The sequence below is a fragment of the Alkalilimnicola ehrlichii MLHE-1 genome (assembly GCF_000014785.1).
Taxonomy (GTDB): Bacteria; Pseudomonadota; Gammaproteobacteria; order Nitrococcales; family Halorhodospiraceae; genus Alkalilimnicola; species Alkalilimnicola ehrlichii.
Map to the genome: position 1 here is coordinate 258,634 of NC_008340.1, position 19,591 is coordinate 278,224.

The 19,591-nt window shown below is 68.4% G+C and carries 19 protein-coding genes and 1 tRNA gene; 6 read left to right on the top strand and 14 right to left on the bottom strand.

Annotated elements, in window-relative coordinates:
* The first annotated feature begins 28 nt into the window (after positions 1 to 28).
* Positions 29 to 2,122 carry a thioredoxin domain-containing protein gene (locus tag MLG_RS01120; protein WP_011627976.1) on the top strand — a complete coding sequence of 698 codons (2,094 nt, stop codon included), beginning with the start codon at positions 29 to 31 and terminating at the stop codon, positions 2,120 to 2,122.
* An 86-nt stretch (positions 2,123 to 2,208) separates the two neighbouring features.
* Positions 2,209 to 2,697, top strand: coding sequence for an Rrf2 family transcriptional regulator (locus MLG_RS01125; protein ID WP_011627977.1), 489 nt, complete (start codon positions 2,209 to 2,211; stop codon positions 2,695 to 2,697).
* On the opposite strand, the gene MLG_RS01130 is transcribed toward MLG_RS01125, so the two are convergent.
* Positions 2,683 to 3,855 carry an NnrS family protein gene (locus MLG_RS01130; protein WP_011627978.1) on the bottom strand — a complete coding sequence of 391 codons (1,173 nt, stop codon included), beginning with the start codon at positions 3,853 to 3,855 and terminating at the stop codon, positions 2,683 to 2,685. The two genes, MLG_RS01125 and MLG_RS01130, sit on opposite strands and share 15 nt — an antisense overlap.
* Before the next feature lie 309 nt (positions 3,856 to 4,164).
* On the opposite strand from MLG_RS01130, the gene MLG_RS01135 reads away from it, so the two are divergent.
* A complete protein-coding gene (locus tag MLG_RS01135; protein ID WP_011627979.1) occupies positions 4,165 to 5,160 on the top strand; it encodes a CobW family GTP-binding protein in 996 nt (331 codons plus the stop codon).
* Between the two features lie 100 nt (positions 5,161 to 5,260).
* Here the strand turns inward: MLG_RS01135 and MLG_RS01140 are convergent, their stop codons facing one another.
* On the bottom strand, positions 5,261 to 5,560 hold the full coding sequence (locus MLG_RS01140; protein WP_011627980.1) for an FmdB family zinc ribbon protein: 300 nt from the start codon (positions 5,558 to 5,560) through the stop codon (positions 5,261 to 5,263).
* 225 nt (positions 5,561 to 5,785) lie between these two features.
* A complete protein-coding gene (locus MLG_RS01145; RefSeq protein WP_011627981.1) occupies positions 5,786 to 6,334 on the bottom strand; it encodes an outer membrane beta-barrel protein in 549 nt (182 codons plus the stop codon).
* A 154-nt stretch (positions 6,335 to 6,488) separates the two neighbouring features.
* On the opposite strand from MLG_RS01145, the gene MLG_RS01150 reads away from it, so the two are divergent.
* The 3 genes from MLG_RS01150 (at position 6,489) to MLG_RS01160 (ending at position 8,417) form a co-directional block, all read left to right on the top strand.
* The gene (locus tag MLG_RS01150; protein WP_011627982.1) at positions 6,489 to 6,695 is read left to right on the top strand and encodes a DUF2788 domain-containing protein; all 207 of its coding nucleotides are present in this window, start codon (positions 6,489 to 6,491) and stop codon (positions 6,693 to 6,695) included.
* Positions 6,692 to 7,888: a UbiH/UbiF/VisC/COQ6 family ubiquinone biosynthesis hydroxylase gene (locus MLG_RS01155; RefSeq protein ID WP_011627983.1), complete on the top strand. Its 1,197-nt coding sequence runs from the start codon at positions 6,692 to 6,694 to the stop codon at positions 7,886 to 7,888. The genes MLG_RS01150 and MLG_RS01155 overlap by 4 nt, the downstream gene beginning before the upstream one ends.
* Positions 7,889 to 8,024: 136 nt before the next feature.
* Positions 8,025 to 8,417: a DUF6858 family protein gene (locus MLG_RS01160; RefSeq protein ID WP_011627984.1), complete on the top strand. Its 393-nt coding sequence runs from the start codon at positions 8,025 to 8,027 to the stop codon at positions 8,415 to 8,417.
* A gap of 91 nt (positions 8,418 to 8,508) precedes the next feature.
* Here MLG_RS01160 and MLG_RS01165 read toward each other — a convergent pair whose 3' ends face one another.
* From MLG_RS01165 to tolA, 11 genes are all read right to left on the bottom strand, one after another.
* Positions 8,509 to 9,180: a c-type cytochrome gene (locus MLG_RS01165; RefSeq protein WP_011627985.1), complete on the bottom strand. Its 672-nt coding sequence runs from the start codon at positions 9,178 to 9,180 to the stop codon at positions 8,509 to 8,511.
* A gap of 43 nt (positions 9,181 to 9,223) precedes the next feature.
* Positions 9,224 to 10,885, bottom strand: coding sequence for an FMN-binding glutamate synthase family protein (locus MLG_RS01170; RefSeq protein WP_011627986.1), 1,662 nt, complete (start codon positions 10,883 to 10,885; stop codon positions 9,224 to 9,226).
* A 35-nt stretch (positions 10,886 to 10,920) separates the two neighbouring features.
* Positions 10,921 to 11,502 carry a DinB family protein gene (locus MLG_RS01175; RefSeq protein WP_011627987.1) on the bottom strand — a complete coding sequence of 194 codons (582 nt, stop codon included), beginning with the start codon at positions 11,500 to 11,502 and terminating at the stop codon, positions 10,921 to 10,923.
* 148 nt (positions 11,503 to 11,650) lie between these two features.
* Positions 11,651 to 11,962 (bottom strand): hypothetical protein, encoded by a 312-nt coding sequence (locus MLG_RS01180; protein ID WP_011627988.1) that lies wholly within the window; start codon positions 11,960 to 11,962, stop codon positions 11,651 to 11,653.
* A 99-nt stretch (positions 11,963 to 12,061) separates the two neighbouring features.
* Positions 12,062 to 12,481 (bottom strand): DoxX family protein, encoded by a 420-nt coding sequence (locus tag MLG_RS14625; RefSeq protein ID WP_198003237.1) that lies wholly within the window; start codon positions 12,479 to 12,481, stop codon positions 12,062 to 12,064.
* A gap of 235 nt (positions 12,482 to 12,716) precedes the next feature.
* Complete coding sequence (locus tag MLG_RS01190; protein WP_011627990.1) at positions 12,717 to 15,206, bottom strand: PqqD family peptide modification chaperone; 2,490 nt, start codon at positions 15,204 to 15,206, stop codon at positions 12,717 to 12,719.
* Between the two features lie 216 nt (positions 15,207 to 15,422).
* Positions 15,423 to 15,498, bottom strand: a tRNA-Lys gene (locus tag MLG_RS01195).
* Between the two features lie 335 nt (positions 15,499 to 15,833).
* A complete protein-coding gene (gene ybgF / locus MLG_RS01200) occupies positions 15,834 to 16,652 on the bottom strand; it encodes a tol-pal system protein YbgF (protein WP_041717855.1) in 819 nt (272 codons plus the stop codon).
* Positions 16,653 to 16,666: 14 nt separating this feature from the next.
* Positions 16,667 to 17,212 carry a peptidoglycan-associated lipoprotein Pal gene (gene pal, locus MLG_RS01205; protein WP_408626115.1) on the bottom strand — a complete coding sequence of 182 codons (546 nt, stop codon included), beginning with the start codon at positions 17,210 to 17,212 and terminating at the stop codon, positions 16,667 to 16,669.
* Positions 17,213 to 17,285: 73 nt separating this feature from the next.
* Positions 17,286 to 18,572, bottom strand: coding sequence for a Tol-Pal system beta propeller repeat protein TolB (tolB, locus tag MLG_RS01210; protein ID WP_011627993.1), 1,287 nt, complete (start codon positions 18,570 to 18,572; stop codon positions 17,286 to 17,288).
* Positions 18,573 to 18,589: 17 nt separating this feature from the next.
* Positions 18,590 to 19,591, bottom strand: coding sequence for a cell envelope integrity protein TolA (gene tolA, locus MLG_RS01215; protein WP_011627994.1), 1,002 nt, complete (start codon positions 19,589 to 19,591; stop codon positions 18,590 to 18,592).

Sequence of the window (19,591 nt, forward strand, 5' to 3'; positions counted from 1 at the left end):
TGTATCCGATGGCCGTGGAGGTGAACTGATGGCTGCAGTCGGCAACCGCCTGGGTGATGCCACCAGCCCCTACCTGCTCCAGCACGCCGATAACCCGGTGCACTGGCAGCCCTGGGACGATCGGGCGCTCGCCCTGGCGCGGGAGCAGGGCAAGCCTATTCTACTGTCCATCGGCTACTCCGCGTGCCACTGGTGCCATGTGATGGCCCACGAGTCGTTCGAGGATCCGGCGATCGCCCGCCTGATGAACGAGCGGTTCATCAATATCAAGGTGGACCGCGAGGAGCGCCCGGACCTGGACCGCATCTATCAGACGGCCCATCAACTGCTCACCCGCCGGCCCGGGGGCTGGCCGTTGACCCTGGTGCTGACCCCCGACGACCAGACGCCGGTGTTCGCGGGTACCTATTTCCCGCCTGACACCCGCGGCGGCATGCCGGGCTTTGCCGATGTGCTGCGCCAGGTGGACGAGGCCATTCGCAGCCAGCCACAGGCGGTGGCCGACCAGAACCGAGCATTGCGCCATGCCCTTGGCCGGTTGGCCCACGCCCCCGCCGATGGCGGCGACGCGGCGTTGGGCAATGCCCCCCTGAGGGCGGCCCGCGATGCCCTCGCCGACAGTTTCGACCGGGTCCACGGCGGTTTCGGGGCCGCGCCCAAGTTTCCCCATCCGGGCGGTATCGAACGGCTCCTGCGCCACTATGCACTCACCCTGGTCACCGGTGATGGGCCGGACCGGGATGCTCTGCACATGGCCTGCCACACGCTGCGCCGGATGGCCCTGGGGGGGATCTACGACCAGGTGGGCGGCGGTTTCGCCCGCTACTCGGTGGACGAGTACTGGATGATCCCCCACTTCGAGAAGATGCTCTGCGACAACGCCCTTCTGCTCGGCCTCTACGCCGACGCCTGGCATGCCACCGGGGATGGGCTCTACGCCCGGGTGGTCCAGGAGACGGCCGAGTGGGTGCGGGCCGAGATGGAGCGCCCGGAGGGCGGCTACTGCACCAGCCTGGATGCCGACTCCGAGGGTGGGGAGGGTCGCTACTACCTCTGGACCCCGGACGAGGTTCGCGAGCTCCTCGACGAGGACGAATGGCGGCTGGTGGAACACCGCTTCGGCCTGGACGAGCCCGCCAACTTCGAGGGTCGCTGGCACCTGCATGTGCAGGCCAGCTTCTCCGAGTCGGCGCGGCGCCTGGGTCGCCCGCGCGAGCAGGTGGTGGCCCTCTGGCAGAGCGCCCGCCAGAAACTGCAGCGGGCGCGGGGCCAACGGGTGCGCCCCGGCCGTGACGACAAGGTGTTAACCGCCTGGAACGGGTTGATGATCGCGGCGTTGGCTCGCGCCGGCCGTCTGCTGGACGAGCCGGCCTGGACCGCCTCGGCACTGCGTGCGCTGGGCTTTCTGCGAGAACGGCTGGCGGACGACCAGGGTCGCCTGTACGCGAGCTGGCGGGCGGGCCGGGCCGCCCATCAGGCCTGTCTGGAGGACTACGCTTACCTGCTGGAGGGGGTGCTGGAGTGCCTGCAGAGCGAGTGGTCCGACGACCGGCTTGGCTTCGCCCTGCACCTGGCGGACACGCTGCTCGAGCGCTTTCAGGACAAGGACGAGGGCGGGTTCTGGATGACCGCCGACGACCATGAGCCGTTGATTCATCGCCCCCGTCCGCTGGCCGACGACAGCCTGCCCTCGGGCAACGCCGTGGCCTTGCGTGCCCTGCAGCGTCTCGGCCATCTGCTGGGCGAGCCGCGCTATCTGGAGGCGGTGGCGCGGGGGCTTCGGGCCGCCGCCGGCGCTATCGCCCGCATGCCCGAGGCCCATGCCAGTCTGCTCACGGCCCTGGAGGAGTATCTCTACCCGCCGGAGATCGTGGTGATCCGCGGCGCACCGGAGGTCACGGGCCCCTGGCGCACCCGGGCCCTGAAATACTACACGCCCAATCGCCTGGTCTTTGCCCTGCCGGCGGACGCCGCGCCTCCGGGGGTGCTGTCCGGACGGCAGACCGAAGGGGCGGCGCCCGCGGCCTGGGTGTGCAGTGGAAAGACCTGCCGCGCCCCGGTGCGGAGCCTGGACGAACTGGAGCGGGTTCTGGCACACCCGGATTTCCGTTCCATGGATTGATTCGTATATCATTGTTATAGAATATGAGTTTGTCGGCGCGCCCCGGCCGCCCGGCACCAGCCTTGCCAGTGGGAGTGACAGACACCATGCGGTTGACCGTCTATAGCGATTACGCATTCCGGGTGCTCGTCTACCTGGGCACGCGGCCGGGTGAGCGGGCCACCATTCGCGGTATCGCCGATTGCTACGGCATCTCCCGCAACCACCTGACCAAGGTGGTGCACCAACTGGGCAGCCAGGGCTACATCGAAACGGTGCGCGGCAAGGGGGGCGGGCTGCGCCTGACCCGGGACCCGGAGGGCATCGGCGTGGGCGAGGTGCTGCGCGACACCGAGGAGGGTTTCGGCCTGGTCGAATGCATGCGCCCGAGCGGGCGCGGGATGTGCCGCATCGAGGGGGGCTGCCGTTTGCGCGGCGTGCTGGGTGAGGCGACCCGCGCCTTCCTGGCGGTCCTGGACCGCTACACCCTGGCCGATCTCCTGGAAAACCGGGACGAGCTGGCGCAATTGCTCGCCGGGCCGGTGCCCGCCCCCGACGAGTCCTCAGAGCCTTCCGAGCCGTCAGCCTCGGCGTAGGTCGCCGGCCATCGGCTGGGCATCCGCCCGGGGCCGCAGGAGGATCGGCAGGAAGTGCACTAGATAGAGCGCAAACGCCACTGCCCACAAGACGGCTGAGGTGTGCAGTAGCGCGGAGCCGCCCCAGCCCAGGGCGGTGACCACCCGGGTGAGGGCAGCGGCGTTGACCAGCACAAAGGCGGCGGTCATCCCCGGCCCCACGGACAGCGGGCGGCCGGTGTGACCCAACGCCACCCTCGCGATCATCCCCAGCCCCAGGGCGCCCAAGGCGCCGGTCATCAGGGCGTGCACACCGGCGGTCGCCGGCACACCCAGGCCGAAGGCCGACGCCGCCAGCAGGGCGTAACCCACCGCCAGCCAGAGGTAGCCCAGGTGGAGTATCCAGAGCAGCGGCTCACCGCGTGTGGCCAGCGGCCGCCAGTCGGAGAGTCGCAGGACCAGGACGATGGCGGTCAGCGCCAGCACCAACCCGGTGACCGGGTTGTGGGGGATCAGCAGCCAAGCGAGGGTCGAGGCCAGGGCCAGCCCCGCCGCCGCCCAATGCAGCACCGGGCGCTGGACCACCTCCGCCTGCGGCAACCGCCGCCCGGTAAAGAAGGGGATCACCCGGCCACCCATCAGCACCATCAACAACGCCACCATCAACACGGCGGTGAGCAGTGCCGGGCGACCCCAGCCGAGTGCGATGCCAAGCAGATCCAGGTGGATCAGGCCGTTGAGCAGGGCCAGGGCCAGCAGGATGGGTAGGAACAGCAGGTTACGGCGATTGCCGGTGAGCAGCAGTGGCCGGGCCAGGGCCACGGCGACCAGCGGCAGAAAGGCCACGTCCAATGCCGCCAGCGCCACCGGTGGGAACCATGGCGGGTGGGTAAAGCCCAGCCGCGCCAGGGCCCAGAGCAGCACCAGGCCAAGCAGCGCCCAAGGGCCCACGGCACGGATGCCGGTCCAGTTCTGTACCGCGGTCAGCAGGAAGCCGGCGATTATCGCAGCGGCGAAGCCGAAGACCATCTCGTGACCGTGCCAGATCAGGGGGTTGAGCCCGACCGGGCCGGGGGTGCCACTGCCGGCCAGCCAGACCACCCACTGTAACACCGAGAAGGCCCCAAACAGGGCGGCCAGCAGGAAGAAGGGACGGTAGGGCTGTGACAGCAGGGGCATGGCGCGGGCCTCGGTAAGATGCGTACAATGCGCATGTTAATGTCGGAGGCGCTGCTTGTCACCCTCCCTTGGCGGATAGCGGCGGTGGTCAGGAGGCGGCGCTGTCAACGAGGGGGAACGTCCCGGCCCTGGATTTGTCATAATGGGCGGATAACATAACGATTAATCCAAGCACTGGGCTCGGGTGTGTGCCGCCCGCCTCCCGTTTCAGCGATCTGAGACGATTTGTCGCGGGATGTAAGCCTGCAGCACTCAACACCCTGTGCTAGTAAAAGCAATAAACCCCACATAAATGTGCGCGGAGTACCCATGTCTGTCCCCTGCAATCTGATTACCGGCGCCCTGGGTGTCGGCAAGTCCACGGCCATACGCCACCTGCTCAAGCATCATCGCCCCAAAGGGGAGCGCTGGGCGGTGTTGGTCAACGAGGTCGGGGCCGTGCCCGTCGATCAAGCGGCCCTGTCGGTGGACGACAACGTGGTGGTGGCAGACCTGCCCGGCGGCTGCCTGTGCTGTACCCTGGGCGCGCCTTTTGATCGCACCCTCAAGCGACTGCTGCGCCGGGAGCGGCCCGACCGCCTGCTGATCGAGCCCACCGGTTTGGGCCATCCGGCCCGCATCCTGCAGACCCTGCGGGAGGGGCCCGTGGCGGCGTCGGTCCGGTTGGGTGCCACCATTACGCTGGTGGATCCGCGGCAATGGCGCAGTGGCGAATTGGCGGATAATCCGGCCTGGTGGGACCAGATCGAGCTCGCCGACGTCCTCGTGGCCAACAAGGCCGACCTCGCCCCCTCGGGCGATGTCGCCGCCTTCATGGGGTGGGCGGCGGACCTGTTCCCGCCCAAGGCGCGGGTGGAGATCACCCGCCACGGCCAGCTCAACCCGGAGTGGCTATCCGAACCCTGCGATTCCGGACGCTCGCCGCTGTTCCCCGATGCCCATCAGGTGGCCGCTGGGGACTATGTCCAGCAGGGTGCCGAGCCGGTGGATGAAGGGGTCTGGCGGGCCTGCGGCCGGTCACTGGGCCAACGCAGCGTCGGCTGGGTGTTCGCGGCAGCCACGGTGTTTGACCGTCAACGCCTGCTGCGCACGCTCAACGAACTGCGCCCGGCGCAGCGCCTGAAGGGCGTCTTTCGCACCGGACGGGACTGGCTGCTGGTGAATGCCGATCGGGACGGGGTGCGGGCCGAGGTCTGTGACTGGCGTCGCGACAGTCGTCTGGAGGTCATCGGCCACGAGGATGCCCGGGCCCTGGAGGCGGCGCTGCTGGCCTGCCGGCGCCAACGGGAGAAAGACCCGGTCTGAAGCCCGGGGCACCACCCGCCGGGGCGTGGCTACCCCCAGGCGGGTGGATCGCCGCGGCGCCCCGCGCCGCGCGATGACGCTTCACCGGGCGGGCGTTGCCTCAGGCGCTGGCCTTGCTGTGAGTGCAGCTGCCCCCGCCACAACAGCCGCCCCCGCTCTCCTTCTTTTTGCCGCCGGACTCGGCGCCGCCCCCGCCGTCGGCCACATTGCGTCGGTTACCGGACTTGAAGTCCGTCTCATACCAGCCGCTGCCCTTGAGCCGGAAGCCCGCCGCCGAGATCTTGCGTTGCAGCGCGGGTGCCCCGCACTCGGGGCAGTCGGTGAGCGGCGCGTCGCTCATGGATTGAATGGCTTCCAGTTCATGCGCACACTGGTCGCATCGGTACTCGTAAATGGGCATGGATCGCTTCCTCCCCGCTGAGCCCAACCCACTGACAAATCCAGTTTACCGGCTGCATACCGCAGCCCTATCGATACCCAGGCATAGATGGGGGCGCCTGGCCCGGTTTCCAAGTCAAGGTTCCGGCGCACCCGAGGGCAGCGGACCAGCATACCCCCGCCGGCGCGGTGGTGCCAGCGCCGGCGGGGGTGGGTGATAGGGGGGGCGAGGCCTGGGGGTGAGGGGTCAGAAGCGCAGCTGGACGCCGGCCCCCACGTGATTGATGTCGGAGTCCAGGTGGGTCCACTCCACCAGGCCGTGCACCTGCCGGGTGAAGGCGTAGGTCAGGCCCAGGCCCCCGCTGACGTTGGTCTCATTGTCGCTGCGGGTCCGGCTCTCGGCCCCCCGGCGGCGGAATTCGCCGTCGATATAGACCACGCCCAAGCGGGCACGCAGGCCGAGTTCGCGGGTTAACGGGGCCCGGTAGACACCGTAAACCGCGTAACTGGTGTAGTTGAAGCGAACCCGGTTCACGCCCGGGATGCCGGGGCTGGAGTTTTCCGAGTCGCTGAGGGTGGCCGTGATCTCGCCTTCGAAACCGAACCCCTGTCCCCGTTGTCCCAGGTTATAGCCCAGGGTTGCGCCCAGGGCCCAGGTGTCGTCGAAGCCGCTGGCACCGATCAGGCTGCGGGCCACCTGTGCGTTGACATAAGGCCCCTCCTGCTGGGCGGCGGCCAATGCCGGGGTGGCCAGTAGGCAACCCGCGAGACAGAGTGTGGTGATTGGATGTTTCATAGCGCCTTCTCCGGTTGCCGGATACTCCCTGCCCAGCATAGGTCACAGGGCGGTCGTATGCCCCGGTGCCGTTGCCTGCCCGCCATGGCGCTGGCCGGGAAATTTGGGCATAGTTAACCCCCCTTCTAATATTCCTGACTCTGAAAGACCGCTTATGCACGCCGACGAGATACTCTCCACATATTTTTTGCCCGTGGGCCTGGGGTTTTTCATGGCCTATATGATGTTCATCATCTGGAAGCTGGGTAAGGACTCCAAGGCTGGTAAATTCGGCATGATCGTGTTGTTCATTGTGCTCGGCTTTGGCATGTTCGGGTTTCTGGTCAAGACGATCCTGGTCGAGGTGATGGGGATAGGATGAAGGACGTGACGCGGGTGGAGGTCGCCGTCGTGGGCGGTGGCATGGTAGGCGCCGCGCTGGCGGCCCTGCTGGGCGACCAGGGGGTGCGGGTGGCGGTGCTGGAGGCGCAGCCACCGCAGCCCTTCGACCCGGCGCAGCCGCTCGACCTGCGGGTCTCGGCCATCAACGCCCACTCGGAGGCGGTCTACCGGGCCGCCGGTGCCTGGGAGGGGATGCTCGCCCGGCGCGGCTGCCCCTACGACGAGGTACGGGTCTGGGACCAGGGCAGCACGGCGGTGACCCACTTCCACGCCCGCGACGTCGGTGCGCAGCAACTGGGGTGGTTCCTGGAGAACCGCATCATGCAGCTGGCGTTGCTGGACCGGTTGCAGGCGTTGCCGTCGGTGGAATGGCTTTGCCCGGCGCGGCCGGTGGCCCTGGAGCCCGAGCCCGATGCCCTGGGGCTGCGCCTGGAGGACGGGCGCCTGATCCGCGCCGATCTGGTGGTGGGGGCGGACGGCGCGCGCTCAGCGGTGCGGGCCATGGCGGGCATTGACGTGCAGGTGCACGACTACGGCCAGCACGCCCTGCTGATCAACGTGCGCACGATGCTGCCTCACCAGAGCGTGACCTGGCAGCGTTTCACCCCGGCCGGCCCCCAGGCCTTCCTGCCGCTGCCGGGGCCGCACGCCTGCCTGGTCTGGTACGACGATCCCCAGGCCACCGGAATCCGCCTTGGGCTCGACGACGAGACCCTGCGTGGCGAGTTGGAGGCGGAGTTCCCGGAGGAGTTGGGCAGCCTGGAGGCGGTCCTGGCGCGAGGCGCCTTTCCCCTGCGCCGGACCCATGCCCAGAGCTACCGTGCGCATCGCATCGCGCTGGTTGGAGACGCGGCACATACCATTCACCCCCTGGCCGGTCAGGGGGTGAACCTGGGGCTGCAGGACGCCGAGGCGCTGGCCGGCCTGTTGTTGGAGGCCCACGCCGCCGGCCGTCCGCTGCACGGGGCGGGCCTGCTGGCGCGCTACGAGGCCCGCCGGCGGCCAGCCAACCTGATGATGATGCACGGCATGGACCTCTTCAAGGAGGTCTTCTGCAACGAAAATGAGCTGCTCCGGAGGCTGCGCCGCGCGGGCCTGTGGCTGGCGGATCACGCCGGTCCGGCCAAGGCGGTGGTGGCCCGGTACGCTGAGGGCGGGCGGCCCCCTCGGTGACCCTGACGCGCTGACGACTCGCCCCGCTGGCGGCGCCGTCGGCCGCGCAGACCGGCCTATGAAGTGCAGGCTCACGCCTCCTGGGAGGCGTGAGCCTTTGCTGTTATGAACCCGTTAAAAATGGAGGATTATCCGCATGAAACAGTCGCTGTTCCAGGAGAAATACCCCATCTTCACCCTGGAGGTGGAGAAGGCCGAGACCACCTATCAGAGCGTGGATGACATCCTGGTCTACCTTAAGGAGCAGATCGAGGCCCACCCCAAGTGCCGCTTCATCGCGGAGTTTGACCACTTCAGCCACACCCGTGCCCTGCCGGATGCGGAGATCGCCCCGGAGATCAAGGACGCGAAGAACATCGTCTTCTGTTTCGGCATCAAGCTCCCGAACCCCCAGGTGATGGCGGTGCGCCCCCGCTCCATGGGCGTCACCGAGTTGGATGACCGGTTTGTGATTGCCTTCATGGAGGCCCCCATGCCGGTGGCCAACGACGCCATGGAGCGTTGGGCGAAGGGGGTCCGCAACCGCTGACCGGACCAAGCAGAGGGCAGGGCCGTGCCGGCGCGCTGCCCTCTTGGGTGCCGGCCAGCGGCGCGGGTGTGCGCCGGGTCGGCGCGTTGGTTTAACGCCCCTCCTGGAAGGCCTCCTGCTCCAGCTTCATGAATTCCACCAGGGCGGCCAGCTCCTCCGAGTCCCAGTCCAAGGGCTCGGCGGCCATGGGTGAGACCATGCAGATCTGCACCATCTCGTCCAAGTGCACCTCGTTGAGGCCGAAATCCCGCTGGGCCATCTCCACGTGGTGGGGAAAGGGTTGGGCGAAGGTATCGGCATAACCGGCACCCTCCATGTGGCAACTGGCGCAGGCCAGGTTGTTGGTGGACAGCTCCCGGTTATAGAACAGGTCCTCGCCCAGGGCGGCCAGTGCCTCAGGGTCGCCCTCGAAGGGCTGATAATCGGCGGGTCGTGTCACGGCGTCGCGCAGTGCCTCCCCGGCCTCGGCCTCTCCTTCGCCCTCTGCCTCGGCTTCACCCTCGGCCTCGGCTTCACCCTCGGCCTCACCCTCGGCTTCGGCTTCGGCTTCGCCCTCTGCGCGGGCCTCGGCTTCCGCCTCGCCCTCTGCGACGGGGATAAGGTACGCGGCACTGGGTGATGAGCCAGGCTCAACCGGTTGCGCGGCCATCACGCCGGCCGAACTGTAGGCGGCCAATGCGATCAGCGGGGCCGAGGCAATGGCCCCGTAAGACAAGTTTCGAAGCAGGCGTTGTCGCTTGGCGTCGTTCTGCTCCATTTTCATAGGTTTCCTCCTCTGATGATCCGGCAATCGTGTTGCCTGGGGGTCACGCGGTTCCTTTCATGGCGGCCTCCTCACTGGGGTGGTGTTTGGGGGTGACTGGGTGAAAGGTGTCCGGCGACGCCCTGGGCCAGTACTCACGGAATACTGCCGGGTAGGCGGGGGCGCCGGACAGCAGCGCGTTCTTTTCAACGAAGGGGTAGAGTTCCGCGAAGCTCCGGACCTCGGTGCCGGACAGGCGCCGGTAGATATGGTCGGGTGTGAGCTGGTCGAGGTGGCTCAGGCCAGCGGCGGCCAGCAGGCTGCCGAGCGCCTCCACGGTCCCTGCGTGGAAGTTGCGTACTCGCAGCGCCTTGTCGCCCACGTGCAAGCCGCGGCTGCGCCGCCGGTCCTGGGTGGCCACCCCGCTGGGGCAGCGGTCGGTATGACAGCTCAGGGACTGGATGCAGCCGAGCGCGAACATGAAGCCACGGGCGGCATTGCACCAGTCCGCGCCCAGCGCCAGGGTGCGCGCGACCTTGAAGCCGCTGGTCAGTTTGCCGGCGGCCCCCAGGCGGATGTGGTCACGCAGGCCGGTGCCCACCAGGGTGTTGTGGACCAGCAGCAGGGCCTCGTCCAGCGGCATGCCCAGTCGGTTGATCGACTCCAGGGGCGCGGCACCGGTGCCTCCCTCACCGCCGTCCACGACAATGAAATCCGGTCGCTCGTCGCTTGCCTGCATGGCCTTGGCCAGGGCGAACCACTCCCAGGGGTGGCCGATGGCCAGCTTGAAGCCCACCGGCTTGCCGCCGGAGAGTTCACGCAGTTGCCCGATGAACTGCATCAGCTCCCGGGGCGTGGAAAAGGCGGAATGGCGTGGCGGGGAGATCACGTCCTCACCCTCGGGCACGCCGCGGGCCGCAGCGATTTCCGGACTCACCTTGGCGGCGGGCAGGATGCCGCCATGCCCGGGTTTCGCGCCCTGGGAGAGCTTGATCTCAATCATGCGGACGCTGTCCAGGCCGGCCGTCTCCGCGAAGCGTTCGGGGCTGAAGCTGCCATCCGGGGTCCGGCAGCCGAAATAACCGGAACCGATCTCCCAGACCAGGTCTCCGCCGTGTTCCAGGTGGTACCGGGAGATGCCTCCCTCGCCGGTGTCCTGATAGAAGCCGCCCAGCCGCGCGCCCTTGTTGAGGGCCAGGATGGCATTGGCGGAAAGGGCGCCGAAGCTCATGGCAGAGATGTTGAAGACGCTGGCCGAATAGGGTTGTTGGCAGCGACCGCCGATCTCCACTCGGTAGGCCGAGGGATCAACGGCTACCGGTTGGACGGAATGGCTGACCCATTCGTAACCGTCGCCGTAGAGGTTCAGCAGGGAGCCAAAGGGGCGCTTGTCCAGTTGGTTCTTGGCCCGCTGGTAGACCACTGAGCGCTGTTCCCGGGAGAAGGGTCGCTCGTCGGTGTCCGATTCGATGAAGTACTGCCGGATTTCCGGGCCGATACCTTCCAGGCAGTAGCGCAAGTGAGCGATGACCGGGTAGTTGCGGCTGATGGTGCGGCGGGGCTGGAGCAGATCCCAGGTGCCCAGCAATGAGAGGCCGCCGAAGAGGGCCACGCCCCACCCCCAGGTGGCGCTGACCTGCAGGCACAGCAGCGAGATCACGAAGGCCGCGATACAGATCAGGTACGGGACATACCGCCCCGGCACTGGCCATAGCGTCTTGGACATGGCGTGCTCCCCGGATCGGGTGGCCACCGACCGGGTCAACCGGCGGCGGCGTGAGCGGTGGTCCGTTCGCCGGCCCGCCAGTAACGCAGGGTCGACGGTGCCACCCCGAACGCCTCATCGGTCCGCAGACCGGCCTGCTCCGCCAGCATGGCGATCAGGGCCATGTGGTGGACCGTGTGGCTGAGCAGAAACATCAGTTCCCGCTGCAGGCTGGACGGAGTCCAGGTCCGTTGCGGGCCCGCCGACGTGTCGCAGACACAGGCGACCTGTACCGGGGTGTCCGGTGGCAGCGGGCCGATCTCCCGAGCCAGCCGATCGTCGAGTTCGGCCAACGCACGGAGGGCTTGCTCCGGGTCCTGCTCCAGGGCCTGATCGCGGGCCCGGCTGTCGTAATCCATTGCCCCCCAGGCGCCGGCGAGCAGGGACTGGACATGCTCCAGGATATGCCGGACCTGCCGCCCGATGCCGTTGCCGCCGTAAGGCCCGCTGCAAGCCCGGTAGCGCGCGGTGTCCAGGTCGCCGACCAGGTTGGCCAGTTGCCGGAGAAAATGGCGGTTATCGTCCACCAGGCTGACGGTGACGGGATGACCGTTCCTACATGCTTGTTGATACCCCATGACTTCATCCTTTGGCTGGGCAGGCGACCCGGCGGGGCCGCGTCGTGTCGGCAACCCCCGGGGCCGGTGTCATCGCCTGCGCTGCAATGGGATTGACCTCCTTCTGCCCGGGCGGACGGGGGTCACAGGCGAATGGGGCGGGGCGGCTTCAGTAGCCGCCCTCACCCTCGGCCTCGCCTTCCGCTTCTCCTTCGGCCTCACCTTCCGCCTCACCTTCCGCTTCGCCCTCGGCCTCGGCCTCCGCCTCACCGGCGGCTTCCGCCTCGCCGACCGCGGCCTCGGCTTCGCCCTCGCCCTCCGCGGCGGCCATCATCTGATAGCCGCTATCGGCCACCGCGTCCGACATGACGGCGTGAATGCCGGCGCCACCGCCGACAATCGCCAGAACGGGGACGGTGTAGGCGACACTGCGCGACAAGGTGCGCAGCAGTTGCTGACGGACTGTCTTTTCCTCACTCATATTGCCTCCTGTCACTCGGTTGCGGACCCACCCGCATTTTCGAAGATCATGACGACCTTCCTGGGTTCAGAATGACCCGGGAGTCCCCCGGGGAAGGGATCACGCATCGTTTCCTTTTGCTAACAAGTAAAGGGCCACGAATAGCAGGCTGACCTGGAACATCATGCCGCCCATCGGGTGGGTCGCCGTTGGCAGAAAGTGCCACTGGCCCCAATGCGCCATGAAAATAGCGCCCAGAAGGACCGGCACGGTGGCCAGCGCACCCAGCCGCGTCACCCAGCCGTTGGTGAAGGCACCTACAACCACCAGGATGCCGGCGCTGATCTCCGCCAGCGCCACCAGCAGTGCGATGACCAGGGGGAGACCCATCATCTCCGCCCAGGGGCCGATGCCCGCGCCCAGGAATTTGTCGACACCCATGTAGGTGAAGACAGAGAAGATCACCGCCCGGAGTAACCAATGGGCATGGCGCTCCACCGTCTGCAGTTCTGTGTTGGCCGTCGAAATTCCGGTTGTCATAAGCATCTGTTGCCACCCTCTGTTGTTGGCTAAGAAAACGCTGAAGGGCCGCCTTTCGTCATTGCGATTGCCGCGACGTGTTGCCCGTAGTGGGGCGAATGGATTGCTTCGTCGCTTCGCTCCTCGCAATGACGAGGTGTGGGAGCCCTTAACGTCCGATCCTTGATGCCTACAATAGAGGTGTGGGTCAGCGCCCGGTATCCGTAATAACACGCACTGCCGGGTGCACGGTTAACTAGTTCGCTACTTTCTCCTTCCTCCCTTCCGGGTTGATCTCGCGCAGAACGTCGTTCGCCGCACGGAGGGCGAGGTAGAGGTCGTCCCGATGCCCCACTGCGTAGACGGGTCGACCGGCCACCCAGTCGGCAAACTGTGACAGCGTTCGGCCATCCAGCCCGGTACCATCGTGGCGGGCCGTCTCCGGCAGCAGGTGGCCCAAGGCCTCGCGCAGGCCCAGCTGGCGGGCGATGCCCTGATCCCCGCTCGCGTCGTCGGGGGCGGCAATAAGGATCGCGGCCACCTCAACGGCATCGCGCGCCGGCGTGCCGGTCGCCGGCACCAGGTGGCCACGCTGGCCGAACCACCAAAGATGGGCAGTGGCGTCCGGCCCGTCGGGCTTTTCACCGGGCCGTGGGGTTGGCGCCGGCGTCGATGATCGTGGCTGGCGGAGCGGCAGCCCGAGGGAGCGGGCCCGGCCGCTGCCTTCCAGCGCAATGGCCGCGCCGCCGCTGGCGGTCTGGCCGTTCTCCCGGGCCAGGGCGAGGGCCAGGGCATCATCGCCGGTTGTATCGCCGCGGCAGACCAGCAGGGCGGCACCGGGATGGGACGGGCCGGCCGGGACCAGGGCGCCGGTGATCGCAATCTCCCCGACGTCGGGGGTGCGCCGCAACAGCGTCCGGACAAGCCAGGGGCCCAGCTCCGCAAGCCGCAGGTGCTCGGCGTCCACCTCACCGGCGATCAGCACGGTGTAGCCACGGCGCGAGCGGGCGATGTCCACCTCCAAGGCCTCCGCACCCGGTTCCGGCACAGCCAGCGGGGCCAGCAGCGGAAACAGCCGCCTTGCCGCCGGCTCGCTCCAAGTGCGCAGGTGCAATGCCTGCTGCCCGAGCCGCAGTGCCATGGCGTGGGGGGCATCGGCGGTGCGGGGTGCCGCGGCGCCAGAGGCGGAGGCTACGCCGTCCGCGGGTGTCTCGCAGGGCGCACCATCCGGGCATTGCACCAGCAGCCCCGCCTCGGCCCAGTCCGCCAGGGCCTCCCACACCTGTTGCTGTAGGGTGTTCGGGTCCGCGCCCTGCAGGGTCTGGTGCAATGCCGCGACGATCTCGTCCGGGCGCTTACCCATGGTGGCGTGCAGCCAGATGAGCGCGGCGGTGGGGTTGGTGGCGTAGAGCGCCTGGCGGGCCTCGCCGTAGAGGAGCAGTTCATCCCCGGAGATCACCTCCGCGACCTGCCAACGCTGCAGGGTGGGCCGGGCAACCGGTTGGGTGCTCAGGCCGTCGGCCAGCGCCACATCGGCGAAGCGGGGCAGCGGGAAACAGGAGAGGTAATGCGCCGCATCCGCGGCCGGCAGTATGCGCTGAAAGCCGCCGGCGTGGCGCGCCTCCCGCTCGGCCGCCGCGCGCCACTGGCCCACCGGGTCGTCGCCGGCGCCCTCGGCGGTGGGTTTCGGGTCGTTGAGGCCGGTCATGGTTACCACGTCGGTCACCAGCCGGCGCTTGATGGCCGCCTCGATGTCGCCGCCATCCTCCGGCGCGGCGCACACGCCCAGCGACGGGCTGAGGTTGCATTCCAGCAGCCAGGGCCGGATCCGGTCATCCACCAGGCAGTCCATGCCGATCAGCTCGTAGCAGCCCGCCTGATCCGCACCATGGTGCTGCAACTGGGCCCGCAGGTTCTCCCGTGCCGCGATCGTGGTCAGGGCCACAATGTCGCGCAACCGGTCGAACAGCGCCTCATCGTCGTGGCCCTGCTCGCGCAGCCAGTGGCGGTAACGCTGCAGGTCCACGAACACCACCGGGTCGTCGGCGGCCTCATTGAGCGCGTTGACGTCGGGGTTGGTGAGGTGGACGTAGGGGTTGTCGGCATCCTCCAGGCTGTAGGGCATGGAGGCGAGCTTGGCGAACCCCTGCTCATAGAGGTAGACCCGCAGCGGCTCCACCGAGGTGATCAGCACATAGAGGCGCAGGACGTACTTGCGCTGGTTCATCAGGTGCGGCCGGCTGAGGTATTCCTGCACCATCCAGCGCTCGCCAGTGGGTACCTCGGCGACGTCCGAGACCAGCGAGATGTCCTTGCCCCGTGCGGCGTTCTTGGGCTTGAGCAGCCAGCGCTTGTCGGGATGGGCGGCGGCGTGGGCCTGCAGGGCGTGGTAGTCGCCCGGCATGCTGAAGACCTGGGGCACGAAATCGGCCCGCGCCAGGTCCGGGTGCCCGGCGGGACGGCTGGCCACCAGGCGGCGCTGCAGGGCGTGCACGGTCTGGTAGAGGCGGCTTTTGACCGTCAGGCAGTTGTTGCCGGGGATGTGGTTGACGGTACGCCCGGGGCCGGTCTGCCGGAAGACCTCTTTGGGCGGCATGCCGGTGTACCAGCAGGCATCCCAGTGCTCGGCGTCCCCGGGTTGCCACAGGGCCGGGTCGAGCGCCTGCTCGAAAAAAATATCCTGCTCACGTTTACGCTTGCCGCCCAGCCAGAAACGGCGGGGTGCTGGGTTGGCGGATTCGGTCATCGGTTCCCCCTGTTCAGCGAACGGCCGCAGCCACCTCGCGGCGCAATGATTACTGAAAGGCTAGGGGTGGGGCCGGGGGGGCGGTATGAGGGAAACTACGTATGACGGATCGCCGGGGTTGTGCTTGCCCACGGTGGCGGACACAAAAAAGCCCGCCGGGGGCGGGCTTGAAGCTCGGTCCGGAGCACAGGAAACGGCTCCGGTTTTGTTGTTGTCTGGTGGGTCGTGTAGGACTCGAACCTACGACCAGCGGGTTAAAAGCCCGATGCTCTACCAGCTGAGCTAACGACCCAAATGAGGGCGCAAATTCTAGCCGAAGCCGGTGGCCTTGGCAATCCTGGGTGTGCTGCCCGCCCCCACCGCCCCCACCGTCACTGCGAGGAGGCGAAGCCGACGCGGCAGTCTACCGCCCTGGATCGCCACGGCGCTGCGCGCCTCGCGATGACGGGGGAAAGGCCTTCGGCCCTCGCGATGATGGCCACTCCCCCGTCACTGCGAGGAGGCGAAGCCGACGCGGCAGTCTACCGCTCTGGATCGCCGCGGCGCTGCGCGCCTCGCGATGACGGGTGAAAGCCTTCGGCCCTCGCGATGACGAGGGGGCGGCGCCTCCCGAGGATGGCCGTCACGTCACAGGCCGCGTTCGCGCATCAGCTCCAGGCGTTGCTCGGCCAGGCTGGCGGCGGTGGTGCCGCGGTGTTCGTTACGGGTGGCCTGAAGCAGCTCCCGGGCCTCGTCGTAGCGCTCCTGCTCGAAGCGGACGAAGCCGAGCTTGAGCTTGGCGTCGGCAGCCTTGTTGCTGTCCGGGTGGTCCGCCAGCAGCCGCTCGAACTCCTCGCCGGCGCGGTCGAACTCACGCTCGGCGTACCAGGTCTCGGCCAACCAGTAGCGTGCGTTGGCGCTGAACTCACCGTCCGGGTGATCGTCCAGTAGCGCCTCGAAGGCCTGACCGGCACGGCGGAACCGCCCCTCGGTGATCAGCTGGAAGGCGGCCTGATAGCGGTCGGCCTCACTGCGGGCATCGGTGTCCGCCGGCGTGGTGGGGGTCTCATCCTCGATATCGGGCACCGGCACCGCTGCGGTGTCGGGGTCGTCATCGTGCGCCGGGTCCAGGTCCGGCACCGGGATCGCGGTATCGGCGGGCGGGGCCGGCGCCGGGGCGCCGCGGGCCAGCTCCTGCAGGCGCTCGTCCAGATCCAGGTAGTGGTCCTGCTGGCGCTCGCGGAGCTGGCGCACCTCACGGCTCAGTTCCTCCACCTGCCCGCGCAGTTCGCGGTTCTCCTGTTTGAGCCGCTCCAGGTCGTTCGCCATGTTGATCAGGGTGGAGCTCTCCAGTCGGCGCTCCAGCCGTTCCACCCGGTCTTCCAGGGCCTGGGCCTGCAGCGGGACGGCGGCCGCCAGGGCCGCCGCCACGCACATGCCCATCAGCCGTTTGCCGGCCTTCTGCATGTGGGACTCCCGTCTCATTGACGATAGATGAGCTCGGCGCGCCGGTTCTGCTGCCAGGCCTCTTCATTGGAGCCCAGGGCGACCGGGTTTTCCTCGCCGTAGCTGGTGACCTCGAGTTGGTCCTCGTCGACCCCGTTGAGCACCATGATGCGCTTGACCGCCTCGGCGCGGCGCTCACCCAGGGCCAGGTTGTACTCGCGGCTGCCCCGCTCGTCGGTGTGGCCTTCGATGGTCATGCGCCGGTCCGGGTGACCGCTGAGGAAGCGGGCGTGGGCCTCGATGACCGGCATGTCCTCATTGCGGATCTCACTGCGGTCGAAGTCGAAGTACACGGTCTGGCGCGAGAGCGGCCCCTCGGGGTCATCCATCAGCGCGCTGATGAAGGGGTCGGAGGGGTCGAGACCGCGGGCGCGGGCCTCTTCCAGGCGCTGTTCACTCCAGTCCTCGTCGGCCATCCGCTCGCGGTCGCTGACCCGGCGGTCGTCGGTCTCCACGTCGGTGACGGTGGCGCAGGCGGCCAGGAACAGACCGGCGATAGCCAGGGCAATCCAGTTTTGCAGTTGCTTCATGTCATACTCCCTTACTTGAACGTCCTTGGTTCATGGTGAAGTGCCTGGTTCGGAGCGAATCCGGTTACCAGGCGGGTTCGCGGGTCAATCCGCCGGCGCGGGGCAAGGCCTGGTTGGCCCGGCCGTGCACGGAGACCGTGCGCAGCCTGGAGTCGCCGCTGCCACCGGCAGAGTACATGATCATATCGCCGTTGGGGGCGAATACGGGCGACTCATCCCACGGGCCGTCGGTGAGCACCCGGGTGCGGTCGCTCTCCAGATCGTGCACGGCGATGCGGAAGCTGCCGTTGTGCCGGTGCACCATGGCGATCCGCCGGCCGTCGGGGGACCAATTGGGCCGGGCGTTGTAGTCCCCGTCGAAGGTCACCCGTTCCACCCCGCCCGGGCCGTTCACCGCCAGGGTGTAGACCTGCGGCCGTCCGCCGCGGTCGGAGGTGAAGGCGATCCGCTCCCCGTCGGGTGAGAAAGTCGGCTCGGTGTCGATGGCCCAGTGGTCGGTCAGCCGGCGGACATGACCGTCGTCCAGCCGCAGCAGGTAGATGTTGGCACGCCCGTCCCGGGAGAGGGTGACGGCCAGGTGTCGCCCGTCCGGTGACCAGGCGGGGGCGCTGTTAATGCCGCGGAAGCTGGCGATCCGGTCGCGCTGGCCACTGCGCAGATTCTGGACGTAGATCTCGGAGCGACCGCCCTCGAAGGAGACGTAGGCCAAGCGGTCGCGCTCTGGCGACCAGGCCGGTGACATGATCGGCTGGCGCGACTCGAGGATCTCCCGCGGGCGCTGGCCGTCGGCATCGGCCACCATCAGCCGGTGGATGCGTTGGTCGTTGCGCTCTTCCACCTGGACATAGGCGATCTGGGTGCCGAACACCCCGGGCAGACCCACTACCTCCTCGAAGACGATGTCGCTGATGGCGTGGGCCAGGCTGCGCAGGTTGTCCGGGTGCAGGCGGTAGCGCCGGCCCTCGATGCGGTTGCCGCGGAAGACGTCCAGCAGCTCGAAGGTGACCGAGACCCGGTGGCCGTCCATCTCCATCCGCCCGGTAACCAGGTAGTCCATGCCCAGGGCGCGCCAAGCCGAGAAGCGGGTGTCGTCCAGGCCGGCGGGGCGGGCCACCAGCTCCTCCCGGGGCAGGACCTCGAAGCGGCCGCTGCGCGCCAGGTTGTCGCTGATCACCCGGGCGATGTCCTGATCGGGGGTGGGAATTTCGCCGGTGACCGCAAAGGGGATGACGGCCACGGGCATGGCGCCCTCCTGGCCACCGATCACGTCGATGATGTCGTCGGCGTGGGCGGCCTGCAGCCCCACCAGCAGGAGGGCCAGGGTGCAAACGGTCTGGTAAAGGCGGCGCATGGCGTTACCTGTGCTGATCATCGGTCCGGCGCGAAGCGGTAGGTGCGTTCGCGCAGCTCTCGGTTGGCGTCGTCGTCATCGGGCATGGGCAGCGGCGCGGCGCGGTAAGCGGCCCGGACCACCGAGGCGTCAAAGGCGTCGTTGCCGCTGCCGCGGGTGATGGTCACCTCCTGCACGTCGCCGTGGCGGGACAGGCGGATGCGCACCAGGGCCTCCAGGCCGGCCGGGGTGCCGCTGGGGCGAACCCAGGCGCGGCGCAGCTCGGCGCTGATCCGGCCGGCGTAACTGCCCACCGTCTGTTGCACCTCGCGGGCGCGGCGCTCGGCCTCGATGGCCTCCTGGCGGGCGCGCTCCTCGGCCTGGCGCTGGCGCTCCAGCTCCTCCTGCCGGCGGCGTTCTTCCTCCTGACGCTGCCGTTCTGCCTCTTCCTGGCGCCGACGTTCTTCCTCCTGGCGCTGACGCTCCAGCTCTTCCTGGCGCCGGCGCTCTTCCTCCTGGCGCTGACGTTCTTCCTCTTCCTGACGCCGCCGTTCTTCCTCCTGGCGCCGGCGTTCCTCTTCCTCCTGGCGCCGCTGTTCCTCCTCGCGGCGCAGTCGCTCGGCCTCTTCCTGCTGGCGGCGCTCCTCTTCGCGCCGGGCCTGCTCCTCGGCCTCGCGCCGCGCCTGTTCGGCCTCCTCGCGCCGCTGCTGTTCCAGCCGCTCCTGCTCGCGGCGCTCCGCCTCCCGCCGGCGTTGTTCCTCCTCCTGGCGCCGGCGTTCCTCCTCGGCCTGACGGCGGGCCTCTTCCTCGGCGGCCTCGCGCTCGCGGATGGGGGCCATGGCCACCTCTTCATCCACCGCGAACGCCTCGATAATCTCGCCGTCGCCGGCATGCTCCTCGGTGGCCTGGGGCAGCAGCGAGACATTGGCGAAAAAGAGCCCGAAGATGAGTACGTGCAGCAGGATCGAGGCCGCAACGTAACGGCCCGGCCGGACCGGGGGTGTCTGTCGCGCCCCCTTGGGCCGCTCAGGAGGCGTCAT